The sequence below is a fragment of the Streptomyces siamensis genome, assembly GCF_039543605.1.
Classification (GTDB): domain Bacteria; phylum Actinomycetota; class Actinomycetes; order Streptomycetales; family Streptomycetaceae; genus Streptomyces; species Streptomyces siamensis.
Map to the genome: position 1 here is coordinate 38684 of NZ_BAABKB010000005.1, position 15987 is coordinate 54670.

14 protein-coding genes, 1 tRNA gene and 1 pseudogene are annotated in these 15987 nt (G+C 68.8%); 9 read left to right on the forward strand and 7 right to left on the reverse strand.

Features of this window, described 5'->3' with window-relative positions; genetic code table 11:
* Positions 1–167: 167 nt before the first annotated feature.
* Together ABEB03_RS11990 and ABEB03_RS11995 are read right to left on the reverse strand one after the other, a co-directional pair.
* Positions 168–1700: an MFS transporter gene (locus ABEB03_RS11990; RefSeq protein ID WP_345646127.1), complete on the reverse strand. Its 1533-nt coding sequence runs from the start codon at positions 1698–1700 to the stop codon at positions 168–170.
* Positions 1701–1922: 222 nt separating this feature from the next.
* On the reverse strand, positions 1923–2567 hold the full coding sequence (locus ABEB03_RS11995) for a TetR/AcrR family transcriptional regulator (RefSeq protein ID WP_345646130.1): 645 nt from the start codon (positions 2565–2567) through the stop codon (positions 1923–1925).
* 453 nt (positions 2568–3020) lie between these two features.
* On the opposite strand from ABEB03_RS11995, the gene ABEB03_RS12000 reads away from it, so the two are divergent.
* From ABEB03_RS12000 to ABEB03_RS12010, 3 genes are all read left to right on the forward strand, one after another.
* A complete protein-coding gene (locus tag ABEB03_RS12000; protein WP_345646133.1) occupies positions 3021–4298 on the forward strand; it encodes a M6 family metalloprotease domain-containing protein in 1278 nt (425 codons plus the stop codon).
* An 85-nt stretch (positions 4299–4383) separates the two neighbouring features.
* Positions 4384–6156, forward strand: coding sequence for an IclR family transcriptional regulator domain-containing protein (locus tag ABEB03_RS12005; protein ID WP_345646136.1), 1773 nt, complete (start codon positions 4384–4386; stop codon positions 6154–6156).
* A 148-nt stretch (positions 6157–6304) separates the two neighbouring features.
* Positions 6305–6976 carry a ScbR family autoregulator-binding transcription factor gene (locus tag ABEB03_RS12010; RefSeq protein ID WP_425589222.1) on the forward strand — a complete coding sequence of 224 codons (672 nt, stop codon included), beginning with the start codon at positions 6305–6307 and terminating at the stop codon, positions 6974–6976.
* A gap of 121 nt (positions 6977–7097) precedes the next feature.
* On the opposite strand, the gene ABEB03_RS12015 is transcribed toward ABEB03_RS12010, so the two are convergent.
* Positions 7098–7226, reverse strand: coding sequence for a hypothetical protein (locus ABEB03_RS12015; protein ID WP_345646139.1), 129 nt, complete (start codon positions 7224–7226; stop codon positions 7098–7100).
* A gap of 98 nt (positions 7227–7324) precedes the next feature.
* Between ABEB03_RS12015 and ABEB03_RS12020 the strand changes: the two genes are divergently transcribed.
* Positions 7325–7942: a ScbR family autoregulator-binding transcription factor gene (locus ABEB03_RS12020; protein ID WP_345646144.1), complete on the forward strand. Its 618-nt coding sequence runs from the start codon at positions 7325–7327 to the stop codon at positions 7940–7942.
* A 259-nt stretch (positions 7943–8201) separates the two neighbouring features.
* Positions 8202–8277: transfer RNA gene (locus tag ABEB03_RS12025), tRNA-Arg, on the forward strand.
* A gap of 76 nt (positions 8278–8353) precedes the next feature.
* Here the strand turns inward: ABEB03_RS12025 and ABEB03_RS12030 are convergent.
* Positions 8354–9058: pseudogene (locus ABEB03_RS12030) on the reverse strand (tyrosine-type recombinase/integrase); the annotation flags it as partial.
* A 174-nt stretch (positions 9059–9232) separates the two neighbouring features.
* Here ABEB03_RS12030 and ABEB03_RS12035 point away from each other — a divergent pair.
* The 3 genes from ABEB03_RS12035 (at position 9233) to ABEB03_RS12045 (ending at position 12776) form a co-directional block, all read left to right on the forward strand.
* Positions 9233–9640, forward strand: a complete 408-nt coding sequence (locus tag ABEB03_RS12035) for a hypothetical protein (protein WP_345646147.1) — start codon at positions 9233–9235, stop codon at positions 9638–9640.
* A gap of 642 nt (positions 9641–10282) precedes the next feature.
* Positions 10283–10819 carry a hypothetical protein gene (locus ABEB03_RS12040; protein WP_345646149.1) on the forward strand — a complete coding sequence of 179 codons (537 nt, stop codon included), beginning with the start codon at positions 10283–10285 and terminating at the stop codon, positions 10817–10819.
* Between the two features lie 505 nt (positions 10820–11324).
* The gene (locus ABEB03_RS12045; protein WP_345646152.1) at positions 11325–12776 is read left to right on the forward strand and encodes an FG-GAP-like repeat-containing protein; all 1452 of its coding nucleotides are present in this window, start codon (positions 11325–11327) and stop codon (positions 12774–12776) included.
* Between the two features lie 1328 nt (positions 12777–14104).
* Here ABEB03_RS12045 and ABEB03_RS12050 read toward each other — a convergent pair.
* Positions 14105–14650 carry a YcxB family protein gene (locus tag ABEB03_RS12050; protein ID WP_345646156.1) on the reverse strand — a complete coding sequence of 182 codons (546 nt, stop codon included), beginning with the start codon at positions 14648–14650 and terminating at the stop codon, positions 14105–14107.
* A gap of 244 nt (positions 14651–14894) precedes the next feature.
* On the opposite strand from ABEB03_RS12050, the gene ABEB03_RS12055 reads away from it, so the two are divergent.
* Complete coding sequence (locus tag ABEB03_RS12055; protein WP_345646160.1) at positions 14895–15041, forward strand: hypothetical protein; 147 nt, start codon at positions 14895–14897, stop codon at positions 15039–15041.
* Positions 15042–15072: 31 nt separating this feature from the next.
* On the opposite strand, the gene ABEB03_RS12060 is transcribed toward ABEB03_RS12055, so the two are convergent.
* Positions 15073–15546, reverse strand: a complete 474-nt coding sequence (locus ABEB03_RS12060) for a hypothetical protein (protein WP_345646163.1) — start codon at positions 15544–15546, stop codon at positions 15073–15075.
* Between the two features lie 149 nt (positions 15547–15695).
* Positions 15696–15914, reverse strand: a complete 219-nt coding sequence (locus ABEB03_RS12065) for a hypothetical protein (RefSeq protein ID WP_345646166.1) — start codon at positions 15912–15914, stop codon at positions 15696–15698.
* Positions 15915–15987 lie beyond the last annotated feature (73 nt).

Genomic DNA, 15987 nt, shown 5'->3' on the forward strand with positions numbered 1-15987 from the left:
GAGCGGCCCTCGCCACGCCCGACGCCCGCACCGCGCCGGACGCCCGCGCCGGACAGGGGTCTGCCCCGGCTCCGTCGTGCTCGGGAGCCGGGGCAGACCCTGGGGTTCGTACGGACGAGGCGTCCCCACCCCTCGTCCGTACGCGAAGCAGCCGGAGTGCGCGGCCGTCAGTGGGCGACGACCGGGATCTTCACCTCGTCCTCGACGCCCTCGCCCTGGCCGGCGGCCGAGGAGAGGTCCGGGCGACCGGCGTTGACGAAGGTGAGGGCGATCGCCGAGGCGGCCACGAGGATGCCGACGGCGAACCAGATCGCGTTGGTGTAGCCGTTCACCAGACCCTGCAGGTGGACGAGCTGCTGCTGCGGCTTGGTGGTGGCACCGGCGATGTGGTCCGCGACGTACGAGGTGGTCGCCGAGGCGGCGATCGTGTTCAGCAGGGCCGTACCGATGGCGCCGCCCACCTGCTGCGAGGTGTTGACCATCGCGGAGGCGACACCGGCGTCACGGGGCTCGACGCCCGTCGTGGCCAGGGACATGGCCGGCATGAAGGCGGTACCCATGCCGAGGCCGAGCAGCAGCTGCGCCGGGAGCAGCAGCCCCGCGTACGAGGAACCGATCTCCAGCTGCGTCAGCAGCAGCATGCCGACCGCGGCGGTCAGGAAGCCGGGGCCCATCAGCAGCCGCGCCGGGACGCGGGTCATCAGCCGGGCGCCGATCTGGGTGGAGCCCGTGATCATGCCCGCGATCATCGGCAGGAAGGCGAAGCCGGTCTTGACCGGCGAGTAGCCCTTCACGATCTGGAGGTAGTAGGTCAGGAAGAGGAACAGGCCGAACATCGCGATGATCGCGAGGCCCAGGGAGAGGTAGACACCACCACGGTTGCGCTCGGTGACCACGCGCAGGGGCAGCAGCGGGGCCTTGACCCTGGACTCGACGAGCACGAAGGCCGCGAGCAGCACCGCCGAGGCGACGAACAGGCCGATGGTCACCGAGTCGCTCCAGCCGTCGGACTCGGCGCGGGTGAAGCCGTAGACGAGCGAGACCAGACCCAGGGTGGACAGGACGACACCGGGGATGTCGAGCGGCGAGCGGTTGCGGCCACCGGCCGGCTCACGGATGACGAAGTACGCACCGGCGGCGGCGATGACCGCGAACGGGATGTTCACGTAGAAGGTCCAACGCCAGTTCAGGTACTCGGTGAGGAAGCCGCCGAGGATGAGGCCGACGGCGCCACCGCCACCGGCGATCGCGCCGTAGATGCCGAACGCCTTGGCGCGCTCCTTGGCGTCGGTGAACATCACGGCGAGCAGCGAGAGCGCGGCGGGCGCGAGCAGCGCGCCGAACGCGCCCTGGAGGGCGCGGGCGCCGAGCAGCAGGGCCTCGCCCTGGGCGGCACCGCCGAGGGCGGAGGCGCCGGCGAAGCCGATCAGGCCGGTGACGAAGGTGCGCTTGCGGCCCCACAGGTCGGCGATGCGGCCGCCGAAGAGCAGCAGACCGCCGAAGGCGAGGGCGTAGGCGGTGATGACCCACTGACGGTTGCCGTCCGATATCCCCAGGTCCTGCTGGGCGGAGGGCAGGGCGATGTTCACGATGGTCGCGTCGAGGACGACCATCAGCTGGGCGAGCGCGATGAACGCGAGCGCCTTCCAGCGGTTCGAATTGGCGTCGGCGGCGAGCGCCGGCGTTCCTGTTTCTGACATGGGGATACCCACTCCGGGACTTCGTGTCGAAAAAAGGTCGAGAGAAAGGGACGGCTCGTCATCGTTGACGGCCGGGAAGCTTGGCAGGGGACTGACGGGACGTTCCGGGAGGAACTACAGGAAGTTCCGGAGGGAACTACCGGCTGTCAGTACTGACCGGCGCGGTGCGCCGAACTCATCGATGCGATGGTCAACTCGTCGATGCGAGGGTGGAATCGTCGGTCACGCTCGGCGCATGTCCTCCACGGTGGCGGCCACTCCGGGCAGTACGGACCGGGCCGGAGCCCGCATGCCGTCCAGGAACAGCTGTAGATGGCGGTGTACGAAGCGGTCGATGCCCTGGCAGGCGGTGCCGGGCAGCGGCCGGGTGAGCTGGCTGAGCGCGATCATCAGGTCGCCGAACTCGACGTCGGGGCGCAGTTGTCCGGCCTCGCGGGCGCGCGACATCAGCTCCGTGATGAGTTCGGTGACCCGATCGCGCGCGGCGACCAGGTCGGGGTGATGCTGGTCGAAGCTCTCGGAGAGCATCGGGCACAGCGCGCCGATCCGCTCGTCGGCGGCGAAGTGCACGAAGCCGCTGAGCGTCTCGAAGGCGTCGCCGCCCTCGGCGAGCGCCCGCTCGACCCACTCCGAGGTGCGGTCCATCACCGCGCAGACGACCTCGCGGGCGAGGGCGTCGCGGTCGGGGAAGTTGCGGTACACCGTGGCGTTGCCGACGCCGGCCCGGCGCGCGATCTCGTCGAACGGCACCTCGGGGCCGAACTCGACGAACATCTCGCAGGCGGCGGCGACGATCCGCTCCCGGTTGCGCAGGGCATCGGCGCGCGGCCGGGCCACTCGGCGCTGCACGGGGGTGGCGGTGTCCACGGTGTGCTCCTCGGAGTCGCTGGAAGTTCGGACTGCGATCCGGGGATTCGCTCCCCGTTTCGCTCGGACACAGGGCTAAACGGGGAAACGATCCCCGGTTATTTCCCCGTCTTGATGTGACCTGTGCCACATCCCCGCGGGGTCGTCATCGGGGGCCTCGCGCGGGCCCGCGGCCGGCCACCGCCGTACGCCTCGTACGAGCCCTCCGTCCGACCTCTGCCGCGCGGCCCGCCGACCCTCCGGCCGCTGCCGGCATGTGCCTCGCGCGGGCCCGACGCCGCGCCCGCCGCACCGCCTCTGAAGAGGGACGTTCCGAGGATCCGCGGACACCCCCGGCATCCGGGCCGACGACCCGATCGGGCTCATCCAGCGCGCGCCCGCCCGGTGGTCGGCACAGGGTGATCGCAAGGGTGCAGCCAGACCGGCGGCTGCCGTGGAGCGAGAGGCCCATGCATGCAGCCGACCAGCCGCCGCCGGATACGCCCGCGCCGTGCGGCCGCACTCGCCTCGGTGACCGTCCTCACGCTGGCGGTGAGCACCTCCGCCGGCACCGGGCACCTCACAGCGGGATCCACAGCGGCGGGATCCATCGCGCTGGCGCGCTCCACGGCGCTCGGCCCCTGCATGATCAACGGAGCGATGAACGTGCAGATGGGGGAAGGCATACCCACCACGAACGGCTACGCCCGCTCCACCGGCACCGTCCGGGCCCTCACCCTGATGATCGACTTCTCCGACGCGCCCGGCAAGGGCAGCGCGATGGACCGCTACGGCGAGTTCTTCCCCAAGACGCGGGACTGGTTCCGCACCGGTTCGTACGGCCGTCTCGACTACCGCCCCGAGACCCCGATCACGCACTGGCTGCGGATGCCCAAGACCTTCAAGGACTACGGCATAGAGCGCGGCGCGCCCTTCGACCCCGGGTACCGGGAGCTGGTGCAGGACATCGTCGCCGCCGCCGACCCCACCGTCGACTTCCGCGACTACGACATCCTGAACGTCCTCGTCACCCCGAACGCCGGGCCCTCCGCCCTGGACACCGTCCTGTCCGTGACCTTCGCCGGCAACGGCGACGCGCCAATAGCCGACGGCGTCCCCGTCTCCAACGCGTCCTTCGTCTACAGCCGCCAGGACGACGGCTCCGGCTCCTACGCCGACACCGGCTACCGGGTGCTCCCCCACGAGAACGGCCACACCTTCGGCCTCCCCGACCTCTACACCCAGGACGGCGGGGGCGCGGTCGGGCACTGGGACATCATGAGCGAGGACTGGGGCGCCGACAACGACCTGCTCGGCTGGCACAAGTGGAAGCTCGGCTGGCTCGACGACTCGCAGGTCAGCTGCGCGGCGATACCCGGCACCACGGAGTACACGCTCACCCCGCTGTCCCGGCGCGGCGGCAACAAGCTCGTCTTCATCCCCATCAGCCCCAAGACCGGTTACGCCCTCGAACTGCGCACCCGGGGCGGCAACGACTCCGAGGTCTGCCGCCCCGGCATCCTCATCTACAAGGTCGACGCGAGCGTCGACACCGGGAACGGCCCCGTCACGGTGTACGACTCCCAGCGCGACAGCGGCGGCTGCACCCGCTCCCCCAACGTGCACGCGGAGCTCTCCGACGCGCCGTTCGCCCCCGGCGAGACCTTCAAGGACCCCAAGACGGGTGTCACGGTCCGGGTCGCCTCCGCCGACCTCTCCGGGGAGTACCACATCGCCGTCACCCGGCGCTGAGCCGCGGGCGGCGCCCGTCGCCGACCTGCTGATACGGCCCGGCAAGCACTACGGTGTCTCTTCTGAGATCCGCAACGGAGAGCCCATGCCATCGAACGTCGCACCGGCCCCCGGGGCCGGGAACGCATCCGGGTCGGGAACCGGGTCCCGGACGTCGGCCACCGGGGCCGGCGCTGCGGCTGCGGCCGCGCCCGCCGAGGCCGTCACCCCCCTCATCCGCGGCATCGCCGTCCTGCGGCGGCTGACCGAGGCGGACGGGACGTCCAGCCTGAGCGGACTGGAACGGGCCACCGGACTGGCCCGCTCCACCGTCGACCGGATCACCGCGACCCTCGCCCGCATGGGCTACGTACGCCTCGACGGCCGGGACGCCGTGCTCGCCCCCCGTCTGATGGAACTCGGCAACGCCTACCTCGCCGCCCTGCGGCTCCCCCGCCTCCTGGACGCGCACGCCGACGCGCTCGCCGACGAACTCGACGAGTCGGTCTCCCTCGCCGTCGGCGACCGCGACGGCATCCGCTTCATCCACCAGGCGACCCGGCGCCGCGCCATGTCCCTGAGCTTCCGCATCGGCGACCTGCTGCCCGCCGAACGCACCGCGCCCGGACCGCTGTTCGCCACCGAGTGGGACGAGGAGGACTGGGCGCGCTGGCGCGAACGCCGCTCCAGCGACCCGGAGGACCGCGGATTCCCCGCCGTACCGGCCCGGAGCCGGCCCATCGAGGACACCGGCCGGGAACCGGACGCCACGCCCCCGACCACGCGGCCCGCCGCCGTCGGCGACGACTTCGAAGTCCGCACCCTCCGTGCCCGGGAGGAGGGATGGGCCCTGGACGACCAGCTCATCGAGCCCGGACTCGTCGCCCTCGCCATGCCCGTGCGGGAGTCGGGACGGATCGCGTGCGTGGTGAGCGTGGTCAGCCACACCAGCCGGCACACCGTGGACGGGCTGCGGGACACACTGCTGCCGCGGCTGCGTGCCTCGGTGGCCGCGATGGAGCAGGAGCTGCAGAAGGCGCCGCCCGCCGACCGGAACGCGCCGGGCTCCCCCGCGGGGCTCGCCGCCTGGACCGGCGCCTCCAAGCAGGAGCTGGGGCGGGAGTTCGTCGAGTCGCTGGCCCGCGGCCTGACCGTGATCACCGCCTTCGGCGAGGGCCGCGCCGAGCTGACGCTCACGGAGGTCGCCCAGGCCACCGGCCTCGCCCGCGCGACCGCCCGCCGCGCCCTGATCACCCTGGAACACCTCGGCCACGTCACCGCCCACGGCCGGGTCTTCCGGCTCACCCCGCGCGTCCTGGGCCTGGGTTTCCCACCGCTGTCACGGACCACGCTGCCCGACATCGCGGCCCCGCACCTGACCGATCTCTCCCAGCAGCTGCACGACTCCGTGTCGCTGGCGATCCTGACCGGCGACGAGATCCAGTACGTCGGCCGCGTCGCCACCAGCCGCATCATGAGCGTCAACATCACCGTCGGGACCCGGCTGCCCGCGTACCCGACCTCGCTGGGCCGCGTGATGCTGGCCGACCGGCCCCGGGCCCCCCGTCCCGAACTGCGTCCGCTGACCCCGCGCACCCTCACCGACCCCGAACGCTTCGAGAACGAGCTGGCGCGCGTACGGGACAGTGGATACGCCCTGGTCGACGAGGAGCTGGAGGAGGGCCTGCGGTCCATCGCCGTACCCGTGCGCGGACGGGACGGGCGGGTCGTGGCCGCGGTGAACGTCGCCATGCACAGCAGCCGCCGCAGCAGCGAGGCCTGTGTCCGCGACGTGCTGCCCGAGCTGCACGCGACGGCGGGCCGCATCGAGGCGGAACTGCGCGTCGCGGGCCGCTTCCGGCGGGTACCGCTCGGCTGAGTCCGGGCGCGACCCGTGGCGGCCGGCTCCGTGGCGGCCGGCTCCGTGCCGGAGAAACAGACCGGCCGGTAGGGTGAGCCCCCTTCTGCTGCACGGCGGTCCTGCGTGGCGCCCGCCGGGCACGCACGCACCTCCCGGAAGGGGAGAGATGGCCAGACAAGCTCGCGCGGTGCAGACCCGGCGCTCGATAGTGGAAGCCGCCGCATGCGTGTTCGCCGACCGCGGCTACGAGCGCGCGGCGATCTCGGAGATCCTGCACAGGGCGAACGTCACCAAGGGCGCCCTGTACTTCCACTTCGCGGCCAAGTCCGACCTCGCGCGGGCGGTCATCGACGAGCAGACCGCGCTGGTGACCGTGCCGGAGCACGGCTCGCCCCTCCAGTCGGTCGTCGACATCACCCACCAGTTCGCGTACGCGCTGCGCCACGACCCGCTCGCCCGGGCCGGCAGCCGGCTGTCCATCGAGGGGGTCCTCGTCGACGGGACCCATCCGTGGGGCGGCTGGTTCGAGCTCACCGCCCGGCTGCTGGCCGAGGGCAAGGCGGCGGGCGAGGTCCTTCCGCAGGTCGACCCGGTCGAGACCGCCGAGTTCGTCGTGGCGTCCTTCACCGGCGTGCAGCTGGTGTCCCAGGCGCTCACCGGGCGGGCCGACCTGCGGGACCGTGTCGCCGTGCTCTGGCGGCACCTGCTGCCGTCCGTCGCGCACCCGGGCGCGCTGGCACGGGTCCGTCCGGAGGGGATCACCGATCCCGCGACGACGGCGCTCGGCCGCGCGCACCTGCCGCTGCGGGCCGGGGCGTCCGGCACGCTCGGCCCCTGACTTCGGCTCGGCGCCCGGCATGGTTCCCGGCGCCTGCCGGCCCCTCGGCGCCCACCGGGCGGCTGACGTTCCCTTGATGGCAGACGCCCCTCGGCGGAGGGTCCCCTCGCGGCGCCCGGCTTCAAAAACCGGCCGCGCGGTTTTTTCCCTCACTTCCCGGCACCTCACGACCGACATCGATCAAACGCGGCCCACTCAACTCATCTGCGAAACCCGCAGGTTGGCGCGATGTCGTGAAGATGATCTCCATGCCCCGGCCCCGTTGACAAACCGGAAAGTTGGTTTCTAGCGTCGCCTGCGAAGGACAAGAGGCGGCCAAGTGACAAGGAGCGTCCGGGTGGTTGCGTCGTGGTGAAGCAGGAGAGGTCCGGGCGAACCAGAGGCAACCTGATCCGAGCGGCCTCCACGGTCTTCGACCAGGTCGGCTACGAGCGGGCCACGCTGCTGGTGATCAGCGAACTCGCCCAGGTCACCAAGGGCGCGCTGTCCTTCCACTTCGCGGCCAAGTCCGACCTCGCGCGGGCGGTCCAGGCCGAGGCCTGCGCCGCGTCGGGCGCCCTCCTCGCCCAGCAGGCGGAGCGGCGGGGACCCGGCTTCGACATCGCCGTCGACATGGCCCACGCACTCGTACGCCTCCTGGAGACCGACGTCGTCGTGCGCGCCGGCACCCGGCTCACCCAGGAGATCGACACACCGGACGACCCGTCGGTGCACTGCCACCTCAACTGGCTCGGCAGCCTCTACCGGACCCTGCGTCGCGCCAGGACCGACGGCTCCCTGCTGCCCGGCGTGGACGTCCGCCCGGCCGCCACCCTCATGATGTCCCTGATCACCGGCACCTCGTCCCTGACCCGCACCCACACCGAACTCGCCTTCGGCAACAGCCCGTTCAGCTCCCGCGAGTCGGCCGAACAGCGCTTGACCCGCATGATCCAACTGGTCCGCCCGGCGCTGTCGGGCCCTTGAACGCCCCTCCGGGACGAGCCGTGGGCGACACCGGAACAGTTCTGCCGCCCACCCACGGCCCCACGCCCGCGGAGCACGCCTTCCCGCAGGTCAGCAGCCCTCTCCGAGCGGACCGACCCCTCTCCCACGAAAGTCCCCCCGGCCGTCGGATCACCAACCGCTACACTGTGGGCGGTGGCACAGCCGCACCCCGGCCGCGCCACCGAAAGCTCTGTCGGCATCAGACCCGGACGCCCGGACCATGATCCGCCAGAACCCCGCCTTCGTAGCTCAGGGGATAGAGCACCGCTCTCCTAAAGCGGGTGTCGCAGGTTCGAATCCTGCCGGGGGCACCAGTTCAGAAGGGGGCCACCTACCGAATTCGGTAGGTGGCCCCCTTCTGACATCCAGATCTGACATCAACGGCGACAGTCACTGACGACCGGGGCGCCTCCTGAGCAGACGGTCCATGTGGCTCATGGCCTCGCGCTGGGTGTCCTGCACGACGTGCGTGTACACGTCCATGGTGATGCTGATCTGCGAATGCCCGAGGATCTCCATCACGACGCGGGGCGCGACCCCGGCCGCCGTGAGGAGGGTGGCAGTGCCGTGCCGAGCGTCATGCAGCCGGATCACGCGGAGGCCGGCGGACTCGGCGACGCGGGTGAAGGAGCGGTAGACGTTCCGCGGCTCGACCTGGCGTCCGGTGCGGGTCGTGAAGACGTACCCCGACTCCTGCCACCGCTCCCCCGCCTTGGCGCGTGCTGCCGACTGCCGCATCCGGTGCCAGCGCAGCGGGGCGATGCACAGCGCGGGCAGAGGGACGACACGACGACGGCGGCTCTTGGGGTCGTCGTCGTAGAGGACACCACGGCGGCGCTGAGTCTGCTGACGGACGTAGAGGACCCGGTTGTCCAGGTCGAGATCCGACCACCGGAGACCGATGATCTCGCCCCGGCGGAGCCCCATCGCGACGGCGAGCACGAAGGCCGCGTAGAGCGGATCCTGACGGGAGGCGGCGAGGAAGTCGAGCGTCTCGTCGAGCGTCCAGGGCTTCAGCTCCCTGTTGTCCGTGCGCGGAGGCTCGACGAGCTTGGCGACGTTACGCGTGATCAGCTCCTCACGGCAGGCGGAGGAGCGGTACGGAGAGACTTTGGGTGAGCGACCAAGGTGCACCGCTCCATGCGGTGCGGAGCGGGGCTACCAGTGCACACCGAGCAGAGTTGAACATGTTCAACTTTCGTGGCAGCGTGAGGGCTTGACGATCTGGTGTGCGAAGCAACCAGGGTTTGACGTATGCAAGGGGGAGTCATGCGTGATGAACGAGGGCGAGTCGCTGCAGGGTTGCGTGGAGTGGTCTTGGCGGTCGCGGTCTTGACGCTGGCCACGGGGTGCATATGGCAGCAACAGACACTGGCTCGGGCCGACATCGTAGGCACCTGGACCGAGGGCGATACCGGGACCCTGGTCTTCAAGGACGATGGCAACGTCGTCGTAACTAACCTTGCCGAGTTCAACAACGACGGCGACAAGGTTTCGGAGTGCAGCGGCACCGGCAAGTGGGGTGTGTATCCCGACGACAAGGAAGCGGAGCAGTCGTGGATCACCGTCTGCGACGGCAACCCGTGGGAATTCGGCGGCTCGAAGGAGCATCCGGAAATGCGGCGCCTCGTGGGAGATCCTTCGTACGGGAAACACCAAACCCTCAGCCGCAAGTAGCGGAAGCCGCCCGGCGCGTCCGGCTCGTCATACACCAGAGCATAGGGACGCAACCCGGGACGGCGGGCAGGCCCCAACACTGCTAGAGCCAATCCCGGCCTCCCGCACCACGCCACACGGACGGGCACGACCTAGCCGATCACGGCCACCGTCAAGCATCAGGTGAAGCCACAACGTCAAGCATCAACCGAGACAAGACAGCTGCCGATCGCCAAGGGCGCGGTAGAACTTTCCCTACTTCATCAAGTGCCCGCGCGAGCGCGGGCTGGCCCCTGGGGCCCGACCCCTCTGCGCCTTCGGCGCCGGGGCCGGGACCCTGGGGCCGCAGCAGGCTACGGCCCATGAGCAGAGACCTGGACACGGAGTGCTCCGGTCAGAACGTGCCTCCGGCGGGGGCGCTCGGGCTCCGAGATGGCGGGGGCACCGTTCGCGGGTGCCGGCCGAGTGTGGCGTGCGCGGGGAGCTCCCATCCCGTCCGCCGTCGACCAAGGCAGAGCCGAGCAGTCGACGGCAGACGGGATGGGAGCCGGGGAGAGTGGTGGGTTGAGGTAAAGACACCTCGTGCGGCCATGCCGTCGAGAAGGAGAACGGTTCCAGGCAAATCGGGTTCGCGAAACGGGCGCCTCCTGCGACGCTGTGCGCATGACTGAGACGACCCCCTACGACGTCGACCGCGCCCGATTTTCCCGGCAAGCGCTGGCACGCTTGGTGCTCTGCGACCATGCCGTGGACGTTGCTGACAGTGCGCGTGGCCTGGTCGCGACCCGCCACGATCCTGACACGGGTCCCGGGGGCCGGGTGAGTCAAGCGCTCCAGCTCATTGAACTTGCTGAACGTGCGCTGGTCTCGGCTGTGATCTATGAGCGCGAGCGGGGTGCCTCTTGGGCGGATATCGCCCGCTACTTGGGAATTGATCCATCGGAGGCTGAGGCTCGTTTCACTGCAAACCTAGCCCTCTGGGATACGGCGTTCGAGGTCCCTTACCAACTCGACGACACAGGTCGCAAACGCGTACCCCAGCTGCCCACGGCGGCCTATGACCCGGCCTGGGCCTGCACTCAGCTCGACCGCTGGGCTCGCCTCCAGCGGCTGGGTATCGACGACGAGCAGGCTGTGAGCTCCGGTCTCGTCATGGCCGCACTGGAGGAGGAGGGGTGTCTGGGAGTGGAAGAAGGCTGACCGTGTCACCTCAGTCCTTGTCAAAGTTGAGTGAGGCAGCTGACATCAGTGACTGACACCAACAAGCGCGAACAGCAGCGGTCGACTCCGGACTCCAGTGGACGATCGGCCGAGGCTCAGACGCGGTTGGCCGACGTCGACGGTCCCCCGTGATCGACCTGATAAGGATGAGGCCACAAGTTCAAATCCTGCGGTCGGCCAGGGGACTCACCTTGATCTAAAGCTCCTCAACCGCCCCGACGCGGTGCCGTATGGCAACCCCCCTCATCGTGGTGGCGAGACGGCTCCTGATCCGACCGTGCCTCATCGCCGAACCGGTGCTATACCGCGGCGGATCACGCCGCAGAGTCTTCTTAGGAATCCCATACAACCGTTGTGCCGGCTCGTCAGTCTTGCGGTCGCTGATCATCCCGTGACCCAAGGACAACTTCGGGTGAACACGGGAGATTCGGTCCCCCTACGAGGGATGCCCACTTGGCATCCAGCATGTTGCAGGAGAGTGTCGATGCACAAGAACCTCCGCACGGCCCTGGCCGCGGCATCGGTCGCCGCGCTGACTGGTGGCCTGCTGGTGGTCACGGCCGTGCCGTCCACCGCGGCCTCGGCCAAATACGCGGATGACTTCAACGGTGATGGCTATCGCGATCTCGCGGTCTCCGCACCAAGAGCGGTCGTTGGAGGTCACAACTGGGCTGGAGCAGTGGTCATCACCTACGGCTCGTCCAGCGGCCTGCAGGGCAGCAGAACCCAGGTCGTCTCGCAGAGCTCCAGCGGGGTGCCCGGCGCATCCGAAGAAGGAGACCGTTTCGGCGCCGCCACCGCGTTCGGTGATTTCAACAACGACGGCTACGCAGACCTCGCCGTCGGCGCTCCCGGCGAAAGCACCACCGCAGGGTCCGGCAGCGGAGCGGTCACCGTGCTGTGGGGAAGCAAGGCGGGACTGGCCGGCGGAACCGCTCTGAGCCTCCCCCCTCTCGCCCTTCTGAACGGCTACGGCTCATCCCTTACCAGTGGTGACTTCGATGGTGACGGCCAAGACGACGATGTCGCGGTCGGTACCAAAACGGACAACTCTGTCTTCATTTACAAGGGTGGAACCACCAAAAGCGGCACTCTCGGAGGACGAACGGGATTCGCGGCCAAATCTCTGACGGAGGTCATCTCGCTGGCCGGAGGTGACGTCAACGGTGACGGTATCGACGACATTGTGGTGGGCGGCAACGACAACGACAGCCGGGAGCTCTTCAAACAGTCCCTGTATGTCGGACTCGACTCATTCCCTTCCCTGGAGTACGCGGGCGATGTGGCACATGGCCAGACAGCAGCTGTCGGAGACGTGGACGGTGACGGATACGCCGACATCGTGACAGGTCACCCGTGGGATCAGCGGTCCTCGATGGCCGGCACGACCTTGGGGGGCAACGTCTCCCTCACCTTCGGTTCGGCCAACGGTCGTGACACCTCGCGCCCGGCTGTGACCATCACACAGAACACCAATGGAATACCGGGCACATCGGAAACGAACGATAAATTCGGATACGCGGTAACGCTTAACGACATCAACGGAGACGGCAAGGCCGACCTCGCCGTCGGTAGCCCTTATGAGTCGATCGGCGCGGCGGAGTCCACGGGCTCGATCACAGTGATCCCTGGATCTGCTAGTGGTCTCGCCGCGACCTCGGCCTACGCGTACAACCAGGGATCCACCGGAATCCCGGGCACAGCGGAGGGTGGCGACCGCTTCGGGGAAGGCGTGGCACTGGCGGACACCAACGGGGACGGAAAGGCAGACCTCGCCGTCGGTGGCCCTGGGGAGAACACCATGGATGGCGCCGTGTGGTCCCTCAAGGGACGTGCCTCTGGTCTGACTACGACCGGTGCGGTGAGCTTCGGCGCAGGAACGGCCGGTCTGTCGACGAGCGAGTGGCCGGAGTTCGGAGTCTGGATCACGGGGTGACGATGGTCTCCGTGGAGCCCTGGATGTACGGGTTGGTGGGATCCACCTGTAACACGGCAGCGAAGCGAGACATACAAGCAGCGCGGTACCGCAACCCCAGCAACTGAGCCTGTCCGTTGCCGCCCCTCAGGAGCCTCGATGTGACCGGAATGACCGTCGCTGACCGGACTGGCTAGAGCTACGGATTAGAAGGTCACTGACATCCACGGCTGACATCAACGACGCCGGACGGGGGCGTATGCCAGCGCCCGTGTCCGGCCGTCGCACCAGTCGACGACCTCAGCCGGAGCGCGCCGAGATCGAACTCCTAAAGCGGGTGTCGCAGGTTCGAATCCTGCCGGGGGCACAATACAAAGGGCCAGCTCAGGAGAGGTTTCCTCCCGAGCTGGCCCTTAGACCTTTCAGACGCCGTGCCACACGCGTGCCACTACGTCTGCATCCTCAGCCTGGGCTACTCGTCCACACATGGGCAGGAAGCCGCAGAACGGGTCGCCCACCGCGAACTCATTCCGAGTGTCGAATGCTCTGCAGCGACCCACCGGACCCACCATCAAGCAGCCAAAACGACCAGCCATTGCGGTTCGGGTTCACGTCCGGCTTGTAGTGCGCCACCACAGCACCGTCATTGGAGCCGCAACTCCTCCCCCATGCCTCGCCGACCCCAGCGACATTGTCCCGTCCCCAGGACGGGGCCCACGGCTTCGCGGGGCAGCGCCGGGGGACTCTTGGCTTTCGGTCATCCGGAGCGCTGGCCCCACGACTTTCCAACCGCCGCTTCGGAGATCCCACCCCACCAGCCCGCAACGCGGGCCGGCGAGGGGCTCGGGGACTCGGGGCTGCGCTCATGCCTTCGGCCCGCGCCGCCCCGGCCCCCGGCCCCCGGCCCCGCGCCACTCACGATCGCCTCGGGGTGATCACCGTTTTACGCTCTGGCACGCCAGGGCCGACACACCGGACCGAGCCTGATATCCCAGCCCATCCCGCATGCCAGGCCCCGCCTGGACAGGCACGATCGCATGGCCGGCGAGCATGACTCGCGGGTACACCCGACAGAACGCGTTGTGATCAAAAAGCAGGTACGCCACGGCTGAGGCCTGCCGAACACGACAGGTCACGGAGAGACGGGCTCGGGAAGATGCCGCGATGCAACCCGCGCCTCAGGACATGCCTCCGGCGGGGGCGCTCAGACTCCGGGATGGAGGGGCGCCGTTCGCGAGTGCCGGCGAGTAGAGGCGTGCGTGAAGTGCTTCCATCCCGTCTGCCATCGACCCAGGCAGAGCCGAGCAGACGCGGCCCCTGGCCAGAGGAGTTGGCAAGTGCCGAGGTCTTCAGATGCGCCGAAGGCGCTGCGCGAACAATGCGCGTGCCCTGTCCAGGTCTTCGGAGGAAGCGGCACCGCGCTTGGGCAGCACGAGGAAGTAGCCCAGACTTCCGGTGAGGACGAACAGCTCGGGCGTCTCGAACCACCAGGGGTAGGAGCTCCACTCGATGCGGTCGCTCTTACTGTCTGTACCGGTGGTGGTCAGCCCGTCCTCGGCGACCGTGGTGCGGCAGACCCCGTGAGCTGCGTGAGTCTCGTACTGGTCCCGCATCCGGAACCGGCGGAGCGCCTGACGCATCACGAACAGGACGATGACACCGCACACGCCCGCTATGACGACAACGGTCTCGTCGAGATGCCACACCACGGCGCGCACGAAAATGGCTGCGGCCGCGAACGCGCCAGGCAGCAACAGAGAACCGGTGAGTCCGGGTCGGGTACGGAGACTGAAACGCCGCAGCGCCCGGTCATAGTCCGCAACCGCCGGGGTGTACTCGAACCGGGCGACACCGGGGGCGGCGACTTCGGCGCTCCCCGCATGATCCATGCTCATGACAGCGGAGAGTACGGCACACCCACACCGCAGACTGGACGACCCCGCCCCTTGGCGTCCTCAGGGTCCTCGGAGCGACCGGGATGACCGTCGCTGACCTGTTCTGGCTAGAGCTACGGATCGGAACAAGGACGGGCTGAAGGTCGAGGTCGGTGACAATCCGACTCTGTCGAAGCCCACCTTCGGGAACGAGAGTCAGGCCTACACCAAGGAAGGCGGAGGGCTGACGGGCGAGTACATCACCATGCGCGTCGGTACGGTGGTCGCCACCATCTGTGTAGAGGGCGGTGAGAGCGAACCGATGCTGACGCAGGGTGCAACGATGTTCGCCGAGCGGATCGCACAGGTCCAGGCTGGGAAGAAGGCCACGGCAACGCTGCCTCAGTACTGATCTGTGGTGTAGCGGTTCCCTCTGGTCGGCCTCAGCGGACTCGCCGCGAATCCGCTCTGATGCCCAGGCCTTCTCGAGCTCGCTCGTGGTACGTGTTCAGACGCTCGTGGAGGTCGCCGGCGACGGGTGGAGGTTCGTGCGTGCGCGCCAGTTTCACCATCTCCCACAAAGCGATGTTGACTCCATGGGCTGCCTCGATGGCTGGAGGATCCGCCAGCAACAAGAGTGCTTCGAAGAGGGCTGAGCGTCTGCGCTCTCCCTCCTCCATCGATGCTATGAACTCCTTGTGAGTCTCTGAGCCTTCCTCCGCCAGCCGAGAGTGTTTGGAGGCGTCAGCGACCTCCTTCACGCACGCGGCGTACTCGATGTATGTGTCCAGCTTTCGTTGGTCCCAGCGGGTCGCCATGGTGCGTCGATGCCTAGCACGTTCGGCCATGGTGACGGACAGATACGAAGTGAGGGCTCCGACAAGTACGCCCACCAGTGTCACTATCTGACTGATCATGGCCGCGACCGTATCGCCAACTGATCAAGACGTGGTGACCGTGGCAGGGGTCGTGCGGGCCACTCGGCTGGAGAGGCCCCTCACCGACCGATCCGCACAGAGCTACGGATCAGAAAGTGATGGCCTCGCCGCGTATCGCACCGAGGCCATCACGTCTTTGGACCCCAGCGCTCCGGCCCGACGCCGCGCCAGTCGATCCATGGCGCCTCCGCGACCTCTGCCGGGTCGATCTCCAGCCCGGCGCGGCGAAGGAACTCGGCGACGTCGACCACGTTGTGGGCCAGGCCGAGGATCTCGCCATCCACGCGTACCCGCCGGCCACCCGTCGGCGACGGCGGATGCACGATCACACGTATCGGGCCGGGCATGCCTTCAGAATCATCCGGGATGTACGGCCCCGCACTCCGGCCCGTCATTCAGACGCCGACGTAGCTCGGTACG